Here is an 18,107-nt window from a genome sequence, read left to right on the forward strand (position 1 = left end):
AGCAGCGCTTTTTTATCTTGCTGTTTTTATTGTGCTTTTACAAAGCTATCCCAGTCATATTCACCAGACTGGGTAATCAGTTTCATAGTCAACTGATCATTGGCACGTAAAGCGCCGACACCTGCAGGTGTACCGGTCATAATGACATCTCCTGCTTCCAGGCTAAAACATTGATTGATCTCAACCAGTAGCGCGCCAATGTCCCGAATCATGTCTTTGCTAAATCCATGCTGACGCTCAACCCCATTAATGGTGAAAATGAGTTCCAGCTCCTGCAAGTCGCCAATTTCATCCGCTTCGATCCAGTCCGCCAGAAGACAGGCTCCATCAAAGGCTTTGGCACGTTCCCATGGCTCGCCTTTGGCTTTTAAATCCCCTTGCAAATCACGCAAGGTTAAGTCCAGCCCCAAGGTCACTGCACCAACGGCTTCTAAAGCTTTGGTCGGATCCGTTTCTTGAGATAGAGGATGGGTGATTTTCAAACAGATTTCACATTCATAATGACACTCTCCTAAAGCCTGATTCCAACTGATTCCTTGTGCTAAAGGACTCAGACTGCTCGGTGGCTTTATAAATAAGATCGCACGATCAGGAATAGGGTTGCCTAACTCTTTGGCATGTTCTGCATAATTTCGGCCAACACACACAATTTTTGAAGGACGTGTACTCATGAATGTTCCTTGTTCTTTGAACCGCTGATAAATTTACTTTTCAAAGCTATTTTCAAATTTGGTTTGATCTGAAGTATTTGCAAATGCACGTTTCGGTACAATAATCACGGTATGATTTTTCAGTTCCAGCATATAGGTCAGTTTGCCAATTGCAAAAGATTGTACCTCGGTATACTGATTTCTCTGGGTTTTGCCTGTTGCGTACAGTTCAAAATGATCCTGATATAAATCAACCCCCTGTTCACTTTTACCGAACTGGTAACGGACAAACTGGCGCTTGAATAACATCGGCAATAACCAGTAGCGCATTACGCCCTGCATCAGCAGAAAGAACGCACCCAACGCCACATAATAGCGCCCGACTCCAGAAAAGCCTAAATAAATCCCCCACAGGATAATCGCGATACTAATCACGGGTGTTAGAAAACGGCTAAAGGTCTTTTTACCAAAAGTGACCAGAGCAAAGCCATCCTGTGATTCTTCCAGATTCAGATAATAGCGCACAGAGACCGTTGGGCGTTGTTCAGACATTTTTGATTTCTAACATTTGAAAAAACTGACCTATTAGAACATAAATGCTTCACAGGTAAATCACCTTTCTGGCGTTTTGATACAAAATTTAAATGTGATATTTTCTGTTTTTTGATTCGCCCTTTTATCAATTCTATTTTTAGAAGTATTTATTAATACGAGAATTATTTAGATGCACCAGCTTTTCAGATCTTTATTCCTTATTTTAGGTATTTTACTTACCCTCACAGCCTGTAGCCAACAAGCTTTCTTCGACAAAATCGTGCCCCAAGAAGAAAATACCTTTGCTCAAGAGATGTTCACCCAGCTCAGCCAAAAGAATTATGTAGCTGTTGAAAAGTACCTAAGCCCTGAGTTACAAGATGAATCAACACGCACGACGTTGGTTAAAATGGCCGCTTTTTTCCCTGAGGAAACCGTTAAAGAAGTCAACTTAATCCACGCCCAGAAGACGCTATTTAAAGATGATGTCACTTATCACTTAATATTTGAATATGAATATTCTGATCAATGGTTGATTAATAAAATATCCTTACGTCAACATGACAATACCATTAGCATTATCGGCATGCATACGGAACCAGTTGATCGTGCACTGAGTAAAGTTAATGCATTTACATTTAAGGACAAGGGATTCATACATTATCTCACCTTTATTCTGGCCATTTTTATTCCCCTCTTCATTATTTATGTATTTATCTTATGTATCAGAACGCCAATGCAAAAACGTAAATGGTTGTGGCTGCTTTTTATCAGTTTAGGTTTTATTAAATTTTCACTGAACTGGACCAGTGGTAGTTATGCAATTCAGCCGATGAGCTTTTTACTATTAGGTGCGGGTTATTTCCAAGACAATCTATACAATCCAATCATTTTACAAATCTCTTTACCGTTTGGTGCCATTCTGTTTCTTTATCGACGTCGTAGCCTGACCACTAAAGATTAAATATTATCTATCCCACTCAAACTGACACTTGAGTGGGTTTTACACAATACGACTATTTTTTAACGCTAAAAAATCTTATTAATAATGGGCGTGGATACACTCAAGCACAGGGTGTTAATGCCCGCTAAATCACGAATAAAAATCAAAGGAATGTGATGCGTTATTTGAATGGACTACTTATCTCTTGTATTTTCCTAAGCACAACACAAAGTTGTTTTGCTCAACTGTTGTCGTGGAATGACAATATCCCCAGTGCTTTACAGCCATTTCAAAACAACCCCAAAATACTGGCAGGTTATGCCCAAAACACGATTTTTATCTATGGGCATCCTGTCACAAAAACGGCACTCCCCACCTTAAAAACCAATCCTCAACCCAGCGTGAGTTTCAATTCGGCTGCGATGATTGTACCCGTCAACGCCCAGCAGGTGGCCAAAACCTTAACTGATTTTAATCAATATGTCGGTTTATTCCCGACCTTGAAATCCGCAAAAGCACTGGAACACTCAGGCAATATTGTACAGATGAAATATCGGGTCTCGATTCCGACACCTATTCCCGTGCTGAACTTCAATGAAGACGTCACCTTACAGCATCAGATTCAACCCAATAGTATTTCCAGTCTGGTGATTGATGCGCCCATTCCTTATGGCGTAGGTAAATTTGAATGGTTTACCCTAGATGAGCACCACACCTTAATCACCTTAACCCAATGGGGAGATCTGAACCAACCCAAAGGATTTATTTTTAAGAAAATTCTGAATGCCATTCCTGAAGTCAAGCTCGGTATTCCCAGCGGTACCAATGCTTTTGTAATGGAGGCGCTCAGAAAACGTTTTAATCAGCAAAATATAATCGCCCTGAATGCCGGACAAATTCCCAGCCCGCAACTGAATCGCGCACAATTGCTAAAAATCGCACAACTGAGCCAGAATGCCCAGCAGCCGGTGAGCTTTCTACATGCGCCCACCAGTGTACTCTATACCCATGGACGTGAAGCCATGCGCTTTACCACAACCTATCGTTTTTATACACAATCCCCTCAACCCTTACAAAAATGGTTGAGTCCTAATGCCTATCAGGAACTGTTCCCCCGCCAGCTCAAAAAAGTGGTCACGACACCTGTTCAGAATCAGGCGCAGGATGCAGATCTACAGGTCAATGTCGGTTTGGGCGTGATCAATATTCCCTTTGCTTTTAAACTGCATTTTAATTATCCCAACACGACTGAAAATAGTTTTTATGCCAATGGCGGAGACTTACGCTTTATCAAAGGGGAAATGCGCCTTGCTGCTCAAGATCAAGGGACCTTATTTAAAATGACAACAAGCATGAAAATCGATGAAAAGGCACCTTTTTTGCTCAGGGCAATGCGAAGCCTGCCTTATCATGACGTTCTACCTGCGGTTGGTGGGAATGCGGTATTTGTACAGAAGCTCAAGGCAAAAATTTAAGACACAAAAAAACCGCATTTAAGCGGTTTCTTTTTTCAAATTGGTGCGCTCAGAGAGATTCGAACTCCCGACCCCTTAGTTCGTAGCCAAGTGCTCTATCCAGCTGAGCTATGAGCGCATATTTGATGGAGGGCATTATACGCACTTTTTGGTAAAAGATAAGGCCTTTTTCAAGCATGAATGATCAACTGGCTATAGATTCAGCGTTTTATTCAGATTAAATCACGACTACTGTGGCAAATCGACCGAACCATGCCAGAAATCAGTCCTACTCCCCGAAATTTCACAACAGGCCAAATCAAATCAGCACTTGCAAACTATTGGATATAAATTAACGATTAAAATTCAATTAAATAAATAACAGTCTATAAAAGGCACTTCAAACCACTCTGTAATTTTTATAAATAATCTATAATTTCATAATATTAATAGCAATTAAAAATCCAAGTTCCAAAATCAAAATCCAATTCTTTGTTTTATATAATATTTATAGCTCATTAAAAAATATGATACATACTGCAATATTGACATTAAAGTGTTATTCAACCAATACTAATTGGTATATTATGCGACAGGAGTCACATAATTATTAAGCTAAATAAAACAAAACTCCAATAATTATAGGTATATCGACATGTTATTTAAAAATATTTTATCACCAATTACGGGTATTCTCTCATTTTCGAGTAGTAATAGCCCAACAACGGCGCCAGTTCCTGTCAACACCGTATCGACAACAAATCATGTTCAGGTCGAAGATACCACCATCACCAATAACAGTAATGGTTCTGGTGACGGTTTATTCGGCGGTGTACTTACAGGCAATGGTCCTCAAAACTACGGCGTTGGCGTTGGTAATGCCCAAGACCTTAATTTTCCCCTTCCTTTCACCACAGCTTTTCACTCTTTAGGAAATTCATTTCCCTGGTCGGCCAATTTTTCATCGATTAATACCGCCACCACCAGCGCTTCGACCCAGGTTCACGATAATGACACCACCAATAATAGTAATACGGGTACAGGAGCTGGCAACGGCAACGGTGGCGGCTTGCTCAATGGCGTAGCAGCTGGAAATGGCGAACATAATTACGGTATCGGTAATGGCAACGGTGACGATGCCAACCTGACCCCCCCGGTCACAGTGCCATTCGAGGCCTTGGGCAATTCAGTTGCCGCACTGGGTCAAGGCGGACTGGACTCGGTTAATACCACACCAACTACCTCTAGCGTCAATATTCAGGACAATGACACCACCAATAATAGTAATACGGGTACAGGAGCTGGCAACGGCAACGGTGGCGGCTTGCTCAATGGCGTAGCAGCTGGAAATGGCGAACATAATTACGGTATCGGTAATGGCAACGGCGACGATGCCACAGTCACCATCCCATGGACCACACCCGTTCAAGCGGTGGGCAATTCGATTGCGGGTCTGGGTGGTGGCGATATTGATTCGGTTAATACTGCACCAACCACTTCGACCACCAATATTCAGGACAATGACAGCATTAATAACAGCAATACTGGCACCGGTGCCGCGGGTAATGGCAGTAATGGTGGCTGGTTAAACGGCGTGGGCGCTGGTAACGGTGAACAAAACTATGGCATTGGCAATGGTAACGGTGACGATGCCAGTGTCACGACACCCGTCACTACACCATTTCAGGTACTCGGCAATTCAGTTGCAGGTCTTGGCGGTGGAGATGTGAATTCCGTCAATACCGCACCGACCACATCAACGACCAATATCCAGGACAATGACATCACCAATAATAGCAACAGCGGTACAGGTACAGGGGGTAGCGGTAACGGACTGGGCGGATTGCTGAATGGTATTAGTGCAGGCAATGATGAACACAATTACGGTATTGGCAATGGCAACGGTGACGATGCCAGCGTAACCGTACCATGGACCACACCTGTGCATGTACTTGGCAATTCCTTTGCAGGTTTGGGTGATGGCGATGTGAACTCAACCAATACCGCTCCTACAACCACGTCCAATATTATTCAGGACAATGACACGACCGATAACAGTAATAGTGGTACAGGTACGGGTGGCGTCGGTAATGGTGTGGGGGGCTTAGGCAATGGTCCTGCTGCAGGCAATGGCGAACAAAACTATGGTATTGGTAACGGTAATGGAGATGATGTCGACATTACGGTGCCTTGGACCACACCTTTAAATGTACTCGGCAATTCTGTTGGCGGTGGTGGCAATAATTCATCAACCAATTCGGCACCGACCACCACACTGAACCATGTTCAGGACAATGACAGCACGGATAATAGCAATAGTGGTACAGGTACCGGCGGCACTGGCAATGGTCTGGGTGGCTTACTCAACGGTATCAGCGCTGGTAATGGTGAACACAACTACGGCATCGGCAATGGTAACGGTGATGACGCAGACTGGACTTCGCCTGTGGTGACTCCGATCAATGCCATGGGAAATAATGTTTCCTGGTTTGGCAGCAATGATCCGACTCATACCGGCAATACCTCGGTCAATAATGGCTCAACCAATACTACCAACATCGTCGAAGACAATGATCATATCGACCATAGTAATAGTGGCGCAGGTGCTGCCGGCAATGGCATCGGAGGTCTACTGAGCGGTATTGGCGCAGGCAATGGTGAGCAAAACTATGGCATCGGTAATGGTAACGGCGATGACGTCGGCATTACCACCCCGATCACGACGCCAATCAATGGCCTAGGCAATGAATTCTCATTCTTTGGGGATGCCAATAACGCATCGCATAACAATGCTTCGACCACCACCACCAATATTGTCCGCGACAATGATACAACAGACAATAGCAACAGCGGTGGTAGCGGTATTGGCAGTGGTGCAGGCAATGGCATTGGTGGCCTACTCAATGGTGTCGGCGCTGGCAACGGCGAACATAATTACGGTATTGGCAACGGTAATGGTGATGACGTTGGTGTGGTTATGCCAATCACCACCCCTCTCAGCGGCTTGGGCAACTCCTTCTCGGTCTTTGGAAACTCAACCACAAGCTCAGTCAACAATTCATCAACCACAGCCGTCAATCATTATGAAGACAATGACACGACTGACAATAGTAACAGTGGTACGGGGCTGACAGACGGTGCTACTGGCAATGGCGTAGGTGGTTGGGGTAATGGCCCTGCTGCAGGGAATGGTGATCATAACTATGGTATTGGCAATGGGATTGGCAATGATTCAAGTGTGGTTGCACCCATCACAACGCCAATCAGTGGTTCAGGAAATGCCTTCTCAATCTTTGGCAATGCCACTTCAAACTCGGTCAATGACTCATCGACCAAAACCACCAACTATTTCCAGGACAATGACAGCATTAATAATAGCAATAGCAGTAGTGGTGTTGGTGGTACGGCAGGGAATGGTGTCGGTGGTGGTTTATTAAATGGTGTCGGTGCAGGCAACGGTGAACACAACTACGGTATTGGTAACGGGATTGCCGATGATGCCAGTGTGGTGGCACCAATCACCACACCGATCAATGCATCGGGAAATGCCTTCTCAATCTTTGGTAATGCCACTTCAAACTCAGTGAATAACTCATCAACCACAACCAATAATTACTTCCAGGATAACGACACAACCAATAACAGTAATAGCGGTGGTAACGGTACTGGCAGCGGTTCAGGCAATGGCACAGGAGGCGGATTATTAAATGGTGTTGCCGCAGGTAATGGCGAACATAACTACGGTATTGGTAACGGGATTGCCGATGATGCCAGTGTAGTGATCCCGATTACGACACCAATCAATGCATCGGGTAATGCCTTCTCGATCTTTGGTCATGCAACAGCCAATTCAACCAATAACTCCTCGACCACAACCAATAACTACGTTCAGGACAATGATTCAACAGACAATAGTAATAGTGGCGGTAATGGCGTAGGCGGTGGTTCAGGCGGGCTGCTTGGACTAGGTGGTTTACTCAACGGTGTTGCAGCAGGCAATGGTGAACATAACTATGGTATCGGTAATGGGATTGCAGATGATGCCAGCATCGTCGCCCCGATTGCCATTCCGATTAACCTGTCAGGTAATGCAATCTCCTTGTTTGGTAGCGCAACCGCCAATTCTCACAATAATTCATCCACCACAACCAACAATCATGTTCAGGACAATGACAGTACCAACAATGGTAACGGTACTGGCAATGGTGGCAGTGGTAATGGCTCAGGCGGCTTACTCGGCGGTATTGGCGCAGGCAATGGTGAGCATAATTATGGTATTGGCAATGGAATTGGTGATGATGCCAGTATCGTGACACCGATTACGATTCCAATTAACTTCTCAGGCAATGCCATCTCGGTACTCGACCTCAGCGGTTTAAATGGTGAAGGTGAATTTAATCCGCTTAGCCCAGTCACCAACATTATTCATATTGTGGCAGGTGATGGCGAAGGTGGCACAGGCCTACTCGGTACCGTGACAGGTGTTGTGGGCGGAGTCACAGGTGGTCTTGGTGGTGAAGGTGGTCCTTTAGGCGCAATCACAGGCATCATCGGCGGTATTACGGGCGGTATCGGCGGCGGTGAAGGTGGGCCTCTGGGCGCAATCACTGGCATTATCGGTGGTATTACTGGTGGTATCGGCGGCGGTGAAGGCGGTCCTTTAGGTGCAATTACTGGAATTATCGGTGGTATTACGGGTGGCATCGGTGGTGGTGAAGGTGGACCTTTAGGTGCAATCACAGGCATCATTGGTGGCATCACGGGTGGTATCGGTGGCGGTGAAGGTGGTCCTTTAGGTTCGATCACTGACATTATCGGCGGTATTACGGGCGGTATCGGTGGTGGCGAAGGCGGCCCTCTAGGTTCAATCACTGACATTATCGGTGGTATTACTGGCGGTATCGGTGGCGGTGAAGGCGGTCCTTTAGGTTCGATCACTGACATCATCGGTGGCATTACGGGTGGCATCGGCGGCGGTGATGTGATTTCCGGAGTCGCTCAACCTATTCAAATTGTGGTTGGTAGTGGTAGCTTAACGCTCGATCTTCTGCAAGACAGTCTGGGTAGCCTATCAAATGGCAATCTATTCGATGGCATTAGCAACCTTGTTCATGTCAATAATGAAGATGGTAGTGTGGATAATATCTTAACTGCGATTACAGGAACCGTTTCATCAAGTTCAGGCATTGCTGTAGGTGAACCAAATCCAAATGGTGGCGCTTTAACAGATCTCATCTCCATCACTTCACCATTATCAGGTTTAACCGATCATCTATTCGGTTCTGTTCATCACTTTTAATCTCTAAACTGTAGAAAAGCTGCTGGGATCAGTGGCTTTTCTCTTCCTCTGGAATCATCATTTGAATGTGATTAAGCAACGATATAAGTGTTGATTAATAAGTTTTTTTTAACAACCCGACATAACCCTATAAGTAGGCAACATTTTTACTGGATTTTTATTTTAAAACAGAGTGATGTAATATTTGTAAGTAATTAATAATTATATGTTTTATTAAAATCATCAAACTAGAAATATTTAATTTCAAATGAGTTACAAATTTTATAAACTTCTGGCCATTTGTCTAAGTAAAAAGCAATTTTAAAAGAAAAAATCATTTTAATTGCCTGATATATTTGATTATATTTCATCCTATAATGTTTATAATAATTTTTAGAATAAAATACATATGTAGATTTAATAGAATGTTTTTCTGAATTAAATTAATATAATTCAGCAACTTAAACTCAAATTTAACAATCCAGTTCACTCACGTTACAGATTGACAAAAGAATTGCCACATATAACACTAAAAGCGATTAATGTGACTTTAATCACAAAATAATCATAGCACGCTAATAATTACTTAGAACAACACAACTTTAAGAATATAGGTATCATTATGCTTTTTAAAAGTCTTCTATCACCCATTAAAAGCATTACTTCGAGTCTCGTCGATAGTAATAGCTCAACATCACATGTTGGCGGTTCACTCCTCGCTCCCCTGTCTCTCTCTAGCATTACCAATATCGTTTCAACCAATACACTCACCAATACGGTTAGCAGTATTACTGGCGGAGCAGCCAACAATCCTCTCGGGGCAGTGACAAATATTCTTGGTGGTGTGACTGGCGGAACAAGCGGTAGTCCACTTGATTCGGTCACACATATTATTGGAGGAGTTACAGGCGGTGCTACTGGCAATCCGCTAGGCGCGGTAACAAATATCATCGGTGGCATTACAGGTGGAACCGATGGTGGTCCATTAGGCGCCGTTACAAATATTGTTGGCGGTATCACAGGAGGTGCTGGTGGCAATCCACTAGGCGCTGTAGCAGGCATTATCGGTGGTATTACAGGCGGTACAGAAGGCGGCCCGCTTGGCGCGGTCACGAATATCATTGGTGGCATTACTGGCGGTGACCTTGGTCATAATCCGGTCACAGGTGTGATTCAGTCTGGTATTGATGTACTACAAGGCCTTGAGAGCTTAAAAACAGAAGTGATCAATACCGGTATTGATACAGTTGCAGGTACGATTATTGGGGCAGTTCATCAATCCGAGCATCCAATTGGTGATCTTGCAGATTTGGGAACACTTACTTTTGAAACCTCTCGCGATACAGTAAACGGTACGCTTGAAGCCATTTCTGATTTAGCTGCTGCTGATATTGGTGGTGCTGCAAGTTCTCTTACTGGCGTTGTCGGCACACTGATCACCAATGGTTCAACGGCTTCTGGTCTGGTTCAGCATATTGCGGGTGATTTGACCAATGCTGGTGGAATCATTGGCGGTGGTGAAGGCGGTCCTTTAGGCTCAATCACTGACATCATTGGTGGCATTACCGGTGGTATCGGTGGTGGCGAAGGTGGTCCTTTAGGTGCAATCACAGGCATCATCGGTGGTATCACAGGCGGTGACCTAGGTAACAATCCAGTTACAGGCGTAATTCAAACTGGTATTGATGTACTCCAAGGCGTGGAAAGCCTGAAAACAGATATTATCAATACCGGTATTAGCACGGTCGGCGGTGCAATTGGTAGCGTACTTCCGGGTGTCCATCCTGTTACGGATCTGACCAATCTGGGTACCCTCACCTTTGAAACCTCTCGCGACACTGTAAATGGCACACTTGAAGCCATTTCTGATTTAGCAGGCGCTGATATTGGTGGTGCTGCGGGTGCTCTTACTGGCGTTGTCGGGACACTGATCACCAATGGTTCAACGGCTTCCGGTCTGGTTCAACATGCAGTCGGTGACCTGACTGATGTCGGCGGCCTGCTGGGTGGAATTACTGGTGGTATCGGTGGCGGTGAAGGCGGCCCTCTAGGCGCGATCACTGGCATTATCGGTGGCATTACTGGCGGTATTGGTGGTGGTGAAGGTGGTCCTTTAGGTGCTATCACAGGCATTATCGGTGGCATTACTGGCGGCATTGGCGGCGGTGAAGGTGGTCCTCTGGGCGCAATCACTGGCATCATTGGTGGTATTACCGGTGGTATCGGTGGTGGTGAAGGCGGTCCTCTTGGTGCGATCAATGGAATTATCGGTGGCATTACCGGTGGTATCGGTGGCGGTGATGGCGGTCCTCTTGGTGCAATCACTGACATCATCGGTGGAATTACCGGTGGCGACTTAGGCAACAATCCTGTTACTGGTGTAATCCAGTCTGGTATTGATGTACTGCAAGGTGTCGAAAGCCTGAAAACAGATATTATCAATACTGGTATTAGCACGGTCGGCGGTGCAATTGGTAGCGTACTTCCAGGTGTTCATCCAGTGACTGACCTGACCAATCTCGGTACCCTCACCTTTGAAACTTCTCGCGATACCGTAAACGGCACACTTGAAGCCATTTCTGATCTGGCAGGCGCTGATATCGGTGGTGCTGCCGGTTCACTTACTGGTGTGGTGGGTACATTGATCAACAATGGTTCAACCACTTCTGGTCTGGTTCAACATGCAGTCGGTGACCTGACTGATGTCGGTGGCCTGCTTGGTGGTATTACCGGTGGTATCGGTGGCGGTGAAGGCGGTCCTTTAGGCGCAATCACAGGCATCATTGGCGGTATTACGGGCGGTATCGGTGGTGGTGAAGGTGGTCCTTTAGGTTCAATCACTGACATCATCGGTGGCATTACTGGCGGTATCGGTGGTGGTGAAGGTGGTCCTTTAGGCGCTATCACAGGCATTATCGGTGGCATTACAGGTGGTATCGGTGGTGGTGACGGCGGTCCTTTAGGTTCAATCACTGACATTATTGGTGGAATCACTGGTGGTATCGGTGGTGGTGAAGGTGGTCCTTTAGGTTCAATCACTGACATTATTGGTGGAATCACTGGTGGTATCGGCGGCGGCGAAGGTGGTCCTTTAGGCGCTATCACAGGCATTATCGGTGGTATCACAGGCGGTGACCTAGGCAATAATCCAGTTACAGGCGTAATTCAAACTGGTATTGATGTACTACAAGGTGTCGAAAGCCTGAAAACAGATATTATCAACACCGGTATTAGCACGGTTGGCGGTGCAATTGGCAGCGTACTTCCAGGTGTTCATCCAGTGACTGACCTGACCAATCTCGGTACCCTCGCCTTTGAAACTTCTCGCGATACCGTAAACGGCACACTTGAAGCCATCTCTGATTTAGCAGGCGCTGATATTGGCGGTGCGGCAGGCTCTCTTACTGGCGTTGTCGGCACACTGATTACCAATGGTTCAACCGCTTCTGGTTTGGTTCAACATGCAGTTGGTGACCTGACTGATGTCGGCGGCTTGCTTGGTGGCATTACAGGCGGTATCGGCGGTGGTGAAGGCGGTCCTTTAGGTTCGATCACCGACATCATCGGTGGTATTACCGGCGGTATTGGCGGCGGTGAAGGCGGTCCTTTAGGTTCGATCACTGACATCATCGGTGGCATTACTGGCGGTATCGGTGGTGGTGAAGGCGGTCCTTTAGGCTCGATCACTGACATCATCGGTGGTATTACTGGCGGTATCGGTGGTGGTGAAGGCGGTCCTTTAGGCTCGATCACTGACATCATCGGTGGCATTACTGGCGGCATCGGTGGTGGTGAAGGTGGTCCTTTAGGCTCGATCACTGACATCATCGGTGGTATTACGGGTGGTATCGACGGCGGTGAAGGCGGTCCTCTAGGTTCAATCACTGACATTATCGGCGGTATTACAGGAGGTATCAGCGGCGGTGTAAATAGCGGAGATATTATTTCTGGTATTGCTCAACCGATTCAGACCGTAATCAGTAATGGAAATGTGACGATTGATAGCTTGCAAGATCATGTCAGCACACTGTTCAGTGACGGTTCATTTGACGGTATTAATAACCTCATCAGTGTAAGTGCTGGCAATGGTGATTATAGTATTGATGGAAGTATCGATGGCATCTTGGATGCATTGACGGGTACTGTATCTTCAGGCATTGCTGTTGGCGAACCAAATCCAAATAGTGGTGCTTTAACAGATCTTGTTTCACTGCAATCTCCACTCAACAATCTTACAGATCATCTCTTCAGCTCTGTAAATCACTTCTAAATAGATCAAATAAAAAAGCCGCTGATAACAGCGGCTTTTTTATTTGAAGTACTTTTCAAGCTTAATTTTAATTTTATCATTGCCCTTATAGTTTTCAATTTAACATATTATGTTTATAATTATGGCACAAAAAGTTTGTAGCTAAAAACAAAAAATCAACCAACGCTATATATTTAAACACTTATAAGATTATAAAAATATCTCTCAAAAAAGCATAAAACAATAAAATATCAAAACCCCTCAAAATTAAATAAAATTTCCAAGAGTTGTTTAAATTTATATTACTTAATTAAAAACACTCAACTGCAAAAATCAACCATCTTAAAGTCTCAGTTAAAAAGAGATAAGGATTACTCGCTGAAATTTTTAAATTGTTAGGATGACATCAATGAAAATTAATTTTTTATTAACCACTATACTTTGCACGGTTACCAGTTCAGTATATTCCTCACCAAAATTTTATGGTGAAATTGATACCAGTATTGACTATATACCGGAAAAAAATGCAAATTCGACTAACCATGATGCATGGAAAATGAATAGTAATAGTTCTTTTCTTGGAGTTAAAGGGGAAGAAAAATTAACTGACCGCTTAAGTGCACTGTATTTAATCGAGTGGGCATTTAATGCTGATGGAGATGGAGCAGACTGGTCCCATCGAGATCGATATATTGGTTTAAAAGATGAAAAATTTGGCAGCTTAAAAGTAGGTAAGAACAATTCTCCCTTAAAAAAACTGTCAAGTGCTGTAGATAGCTTTAATAATTATATGCGCAACACGGCTGATGTAAGAGGTATCATGCCTGGTGAAAACCGCATTAATAATTCCGTGGTTTATGATTCACCTAAAATCACACTTGATAATGAAGCCAATCTTACATTTAGTATTTTATTAGCCACAGGTGAGGCCCAAGGTATTGCAAGCAGTCAAGGGGGCGTTACTGTAGATGGCCGCGGTTTAGGTGACGCATGGTCAACCTCCCTAACTTATATGAATCCAATGTTTTTAGCGGGAATTGCGTATGACAAAGCTATTCCAAGTAACTTCTTAGGTCGTGGTTTCCTAAATGCCTCGGATCCATATATTGACATTAATCGCGTCTTTGCTGCCGCCAATACTCTACGTTTAACTGGCCTGATTAAACCCGTCGAAGGAATGGCATTAAAGGCACTGATACAAACATCAGAGGTTGAAAAAGCCAGTGGCAATGACAATGCAACCAATATTGATCAATCGATAGGTTGGCTCGTAGGTGCTGAGTATCGTTTGCCAAATAATTCGAAATGGAATGTAAAAGCTCAATATAGTCAGAACTCAACCCGTTTTAACAATGATAATGCAAACTATGATGCTAAACAGATTATGGCAGGTGTTGATTATCTGTTTAACAAGCAAGTGAAGGCTTATAGCTACACAGCTTATTCGACATTCAAACAGGCAGATTTAGAAGATCGACAACCTGTGATTGGGACTGGTTTAGAATTTAAATTTTAATTCAAAAAACATAATCATTTCAAAAAAACCTAAAGTCCATCGACTTTAGGTTTTATATACCAATAAAAACATTTACAAACTCAAAAAAAATCAATAACCCAAAATGTTAAATAAATAGTCCCATATTGATAATCCAAAAATTAATAATTTTTTATTTAACCAATAAAAACAATATTTATTTCAAAAATAAATTAATAAAAAAACAATATTCAAAAAAAGAATCTCAACAATTCAAATGACAATGCTAACATTTTAAATCACAACTTAAATTAAAAAGAATAGAGAACAAATCAGGTATAAATCCATTCTCTATTCACCTCAATAATTAAGCAGTGATACCGAGATAATATATGTACATTTCGTACATAAAGATAATCATAATTGGAGATATACGGAATATGTTAAGAAGAATTACTTTTACCAGTACCTTGATCCTTTTAGGCTTAGGCCTTACTGCATGTGAAAAGAAGAAAACTGTGGTTGGAGAACCTAAGCGCCCCGAATGTATTGCTCCAGCCAAACCGGGGGGTGGCTTTGATCTCACTTGTAAACTAACCCAGAATGCTTTCAAAGAAACTGAGTTATTAAAATCGCCAATGCGTGTCACTTATATGCTAGGTGGTGTTGGGGCTGTTGCCTACAATAAAATTGTTGCCAATGATCCTGCAAATAACAACGCGATTGTCGCCTTTTCAACAGGTTCATTACTGAACCTGGCCCAAGGAAAGTTTGGACAATACACGGAAAAGGATGTCCGTTGGCTAGCTGTCATCGGAACCGATTATGGAGTTGTTGCAGTCAATAAAGACTCCCCTTATCAGAATTTGAACGACCTAATCTTGGCCCTAAAGAAAAATCCAAAATCTGTTAGCTTTGGTGCTGGCGGTAGTGTAGGCGGTCAAGATTGGATGCAAACGGCAATGCTCGCCAAAGCAGCAGGCGTTAATCCCAAAGAAATGACCTATATTGCCTTAGAAGGCGGTGGCGAAGCTGTAACTTCTGTTCTAGGTAACCATATCCAAGTGGTCAGTGCTGGAATTGCTGAAGTAATTCCTCACGTCAAATCAGGAAAGTTACGTGCACTCGCTGTCTTCGCCCCTGAACGGCTTCCAAATGCCTTGGCAGATATTCCTACAGCAAAAGAACAGGGCTATGACATTCAATGGCCCGTAGTACGTGGTTATTATGTCGGCCCCAAAGTCAGTGATGAAGCTTATCAATGGTGGAAAACCTCCTTTGACAAAATGATGGCAGATCCTAAGTTTGCCAAATCCAGAGCCCAATTCGATTTACTTCCACTCTCTATGACCGGCGAAGAACTTGATAAGTTTGTCATGCAACAAACCAATCAATTGAGAGTCTTATCTAGAGAATTTGATCTTATTCCCCAATAACCTGAAAACAACAAAAGTTTTTGATCACTCCTCTTCCCTAACGAGAAGAACCGGTTGAAATACGCTTAATTTTTAATACAAAAGGAATATTTTATGTCCGTGGAAAGGATTTTCTCCGGGATTTTAGGCCTCGTCAGCCTCGGTCTTTTATATTTGGCTTGGGGCTATGTCGCTCCGATTGCTTACGATCCATTAGGTCCGAGACCTTACCCTGTTCTACTCTTAATCGTTTTAATTTTATCTTGTCTTTACCTGACATTTAGACCCCAAAAACTGACCGAACAACTAGACCTAGGGTATACCGCTTCAGTCCTGAAAAAAATCAGTTTAATGATGCTCTTTATGCTGTTGTATGCCCTGACCTTTGAATTATTAGGATTTCCAATTGCAACTGCACTGATGTTTTTTGTAGTCGGCATGCTGTTTGGGGGAAGTGCTAAAGCCTCTGCCGTTTCAGGCTTTGTATTTGGCTGCCTCTTATACGGTTTATTTGATTACGTTTTGGATGTGCCATTACCGCTCGGATTTTTGAGTTAATCAAGGAAGAATAAATGGATGTTTTTGAATATTTAATCTATGGTTTTCAAGTCGCTCTAACGCCTCAAAATCTGCTTATCGCACTTATTGGGGCATTTATCGGGACCATTGTGGGCTTACTGCCTGGGCTGGGACCAATTAATGGTGTAGCGTTGCTATTACCTTTTGCCTATGCACTTGGCCTCCCTGCTGAAAGTGCACTGATTCTTCTCGCAGCCGTCTATTTAGGTTGTGAATTTGGTGGACGAATTTCTGCGATTCTGATTAATGTACCAGGAGATGCCGCGGCCATTATGTCCACGATTGATGGCTATCCATTGGCCAAACAAGGCAAAGCAGGGATCGCGCTTTCACTGTCTGCCATGAGCTCATTCATTGGTAGCATGATTGCCATTTTCGGTATTATTTTATTTGCTCCCCTTTTAGCCAAGTGGGCCATCGTATTTGGTCCAGCGGAGTATTTTGTACTGATGGTTTTTGCCCTGACCTGCTTAAGCGGTCTCGTCAGTGATCAACCCATTAAAACAGCCGTTTCCGCCTTAATTGGTTTACTCTTAGCCACAGTGGGAGTGGATGCAGTCACTGGCGTCTATCGCTTTACTTTTGATTCAGTCAGTTTAAGTGATGGTATCCAATTTACCACCATTGTCATTGGCTTTTTCAGTATTAGTGAAATTCTCATCATGCTGGAAAAAACCAGTATTGGACAAAAAGCCTTAGGTCAGGGTAAACGCAGTCTATTTAACCTCAAAGAGTTTAGTTTCACGATAGGTTCAACTATCCGCAGTTCATTGCTTGGCTTTATCGTGGGCATTTTGCCTGGAGCAGGTGCAACCATCGCCAGTGCAATGGCCTATACCAGCGAACGTAAACTTGCAGGCAAAAACAGTAAATTTGGTGATGGTGATTTACGTGGTATTGCTGCCCCTGAAGCTGCAAATAATGCATCTGCCTGTGGTTCATTTATTCCAATGCTGACCTTAGGTGTACCGGGTTCCGGAACAACCGCGGTAATGCTGGGTGCCTTGACCCTCTATAACATCACTCCTGGACCACAACTATTTACTGAACAGCCGACGATCGTATGGGGCCTAATTGCTTCGCTCTTTATTGCTAGTGTGCTATTGCTGTTTATGAATATTTCACTGGTTCGATACTTTGCCAAGTTGCTCAGTGTCCCCAATTTTATTTTACTGCCCGCAATCGCAGCCGTGAGTTTTGTTGGTGTCTATGCGATTCATAGCACCATGTTCGACCTGGTTCTGATGGTTGCACTCGGAGTGTTTGGCTATATTTTACGTAAGTTGAACTTCCCGCTTTCGGCCCTTATTCTCGGTTTTGTACTGGGTGAACTCATGGAGTCGAGTTTGCGTCGAGCACTCTCTATTTCTCACGGAGAACTGTCGATTTTGTTTGAAGGCTATATCACTAAAACACTCTGGATGCTGGCCGGAATCATGATTGTTTTACCACTGATCCGTTGGTTACGCAGCCGCCAGCAAGTGAGCTAATCATCTCGTTAGCCGATAGCGACCATTCATCGTTATTGGCT

10 protein-coding genes and 1 tRNA gene are annotated in these 18,107 nt (G+C 43.9%); 8 read left to right on the forward strand and 3 right to left on the reverse strand.

What is annotated here, in order from left to right; all coding sequences use genetic code 11:
• Nucleotides 1–26: 26 nt before the first annotated feature.
• Nucleotides 27–671 carry a fumarylacetoacetate hydrolase family protein gene (locus tag MSG93_RS17315; RefSeq protein WP_324622666.1) on the reverse strand — a complete coding sequence of 215 codons (645 nt, stop codon included), beginning with the start codon at nt 669–671 and terminating at the stop codon, nt 27–29.
• Nucleotides 672–704: 33 nt separating this feature from the next.
• Entirely contained in the window at nt 705–1,202 is a 498-nt protein-coding gene (locus MSG93_RS17320; RefSeq protein ID WP_324622667.1) for a hypothetical protein, read from the reverse strand.
• A 172-nt stretch (nt 1,203–1,374) separates the two neighbouring features.
• On the opposite strand from MSG93_RS17320, the gene MSG93_RS17325 reads away from it, so the two are divergent.
• On the forward strand, nt 1,375–2,148 hold the full coding sequence (locus tag MSG93_RS17325) for a hypothetical protein (RefSeq protein ID WP_324622668.1): 774 nt from the start codon (nt 1,375–1,377) through the stop codon (nt 2,146–2,148).
• Nucleotides 2,149–2,303: 155 nt separating this feature from the next.
• Entirely contained in the window at nt 2,304–3,602 is a 1,299-nt protein-coding gene (locus MSG93_RS17330; protein WP_324622669.1) for an SRPBCC family protein, read from the forward strand.
• A 41-nt stretch (nt 3,603–3,643) separates the two neighbouring features.
• Here MSG93_RS17330 and MSG93_RS17335 read toward each other — a convergent pair.
• Nucleotides 3,644–3,720 (reverse strand) — tRNA-Arg (locus MSG93_RS17335).
• Between the two features lie 516 nt (nt 3,721–4,236).
• On the opposite strand from MSG93_RS17335, the gene MSG93_RS17340 reads away from it, so the two are divergent.
• The 6 genes from MSG93_RS17340 (at nt 4,237) to MSG93_RS17365 (ending at nt 18,066) form a co-directional block, all read left to right on the forward strand.
• A complete protein-coding gene (locus tag MSG93_RS17340; RefSeq protein ID WP_324622670.1) occupies nt 4,237–8,880 on the forward strand; it encodes a hypothetical protein in 4,644 nt (1,547 codons plus the stop codon).
• A gap of 601 nt (nt 8,881–9,481) precedes the next feature.
• Complete coding sequence (locus tag MSG93_RS17345; protein ID WP_324622671.1) at nt 9,482–13,129, forward strand: hypothetical protein; 3,648 nt, start codon at nt 9,482–9,484, stop codon at nt 13,127–13,129.
• A 388-nt stretch (nt 13,130–13,517) separates the two neighbouring features.
• Nucleotides 13,518–14,624 carry a porin gene (locus MSG93_RS17350; protein ID WP_324622672.1) on the forward strand — a complete coding sequence of 369 codons (1,107 nt, stop codon included), beginning with the start codon at nt 13,518–13,520 and terminating at the stop codon, nt 14,622–14,624.
• Between the two features lie 398 nt (nt 14,625–15,022).
• Nucleotides 15,023–16,018, forward strand: a complete 996-nt coding sequence (locus MSG93_RS17355; protein WP_324622673.1) for a tripartite tricarboxylate transporter substrate binding protein — start codon at nt 15,023–15,025, stop codon at nt 16,016–16,018.
• Nucleotides 16,019–16,111: 93 nt separating this feature from the next.
• Nucleotides 16,112–16,555: a tripartite tricarboxylate transporter TctB family protein gene (locus tag MSG93_RS17360; RefSeq protein ID WP_324622674.1), complete on the forward strand. Its 444-nt coding sequence runs from the start codon at nt 16,112–16,114 to the stop codon at nt 16,553–16,555.
• Between the two features lie 14 nt (nt 16,556–16,569).
• The gene (locus MSG93_RS17365; protein WP_005283043.1) at nt 16,570–18,066 is read left to right on the forward strand and encodes a tripartite tricarboxylate transporter permease; all 1,497 of its coding nucleotides are present in this window, start codon (nt 16,570–16,572) and stop codon (nt 18,064–18,066) included.
• Nucleotides 18,067–18,107: the final 41 nt, after the last annotated feature.

It is taken from the genome of Acinetobacter sp. IK40, assembly GCF_035615075.1.
Lineage (GTDB): Bacteria > Pseudomonadota > Gammaproteobacteria > Pseudomonadales > Moraxellaceae > Acinetobacter > Acinetobacter courvalinii.

Coding starts and splice junctions, on each gene's coding strand:
- MSG93_RS17330 (WP_324622669.1), top strand. CDS start 2,304: ATGCGTTATTTGAATGGACTACTTATCTCTTGTATTTTCCTAAGCACA.
- MSG93_RS17355 (WP_324622673.1), top strand. CDS start 15,023: ATGTTAAGAAGAATTACTTTTACCAGTACCTTGATCCTTTTAGGCTTA.
- MSG93_RS17360 (WP_324622674.1), top strand. CDS start 16,112: ATGTCCGTGGAAAGGATTTTCTCCGGGATTTTAGGCCTCGTCAGCCTC.
- MSG93_RS17325 (WP_324622668.1), top strand. CDS start 1,375: ATGCACCAGCTTTTCAGATCTTTATTCCTTATTTTAGGTATTTTACTT.
- MSG93_RS17350 (WP_324622672.1), top strand. CDS start 13,518: ATGAAAATTAATTTTTTATTAACCACTATACTTTGCACGGTTACCAGT.
- MSG93_RS17345 (WP_324622671.1), top strand. CDS start 9,482: ATGCTTTTTAAAAGTCTTCTATCACCCATTAAAAGCATTACTTCGAGT.
- MSG93_RS17320 (WP_324622667.1), bottom strand. CDS start 1,202: ATGTCTGAACAACGCCCAACGGTCTCTGTGCGCTATTATCTGAATCTG.
- MSG93_RS17340 (WP_324622670.1), top strand. CDS start 4,237: ATGTTATTTAAAAATATTTTATCACCAATTACGGGTATTCTCTCATTT.
- MSG93_RS17365 (WP_005283043.1), top strand. CDS start 16,570: ATGGATGTTTTTGAATATTTAATCTATGGTTTTCAAGTCGCTCTAACG.
- MSG93_RS17315 (WP_324622666.1), bottom strand. CDS start 671: ATGAGTACACGTCCTTCAAAAATTGTGTGTGTTGGCCGAAATTATGCA.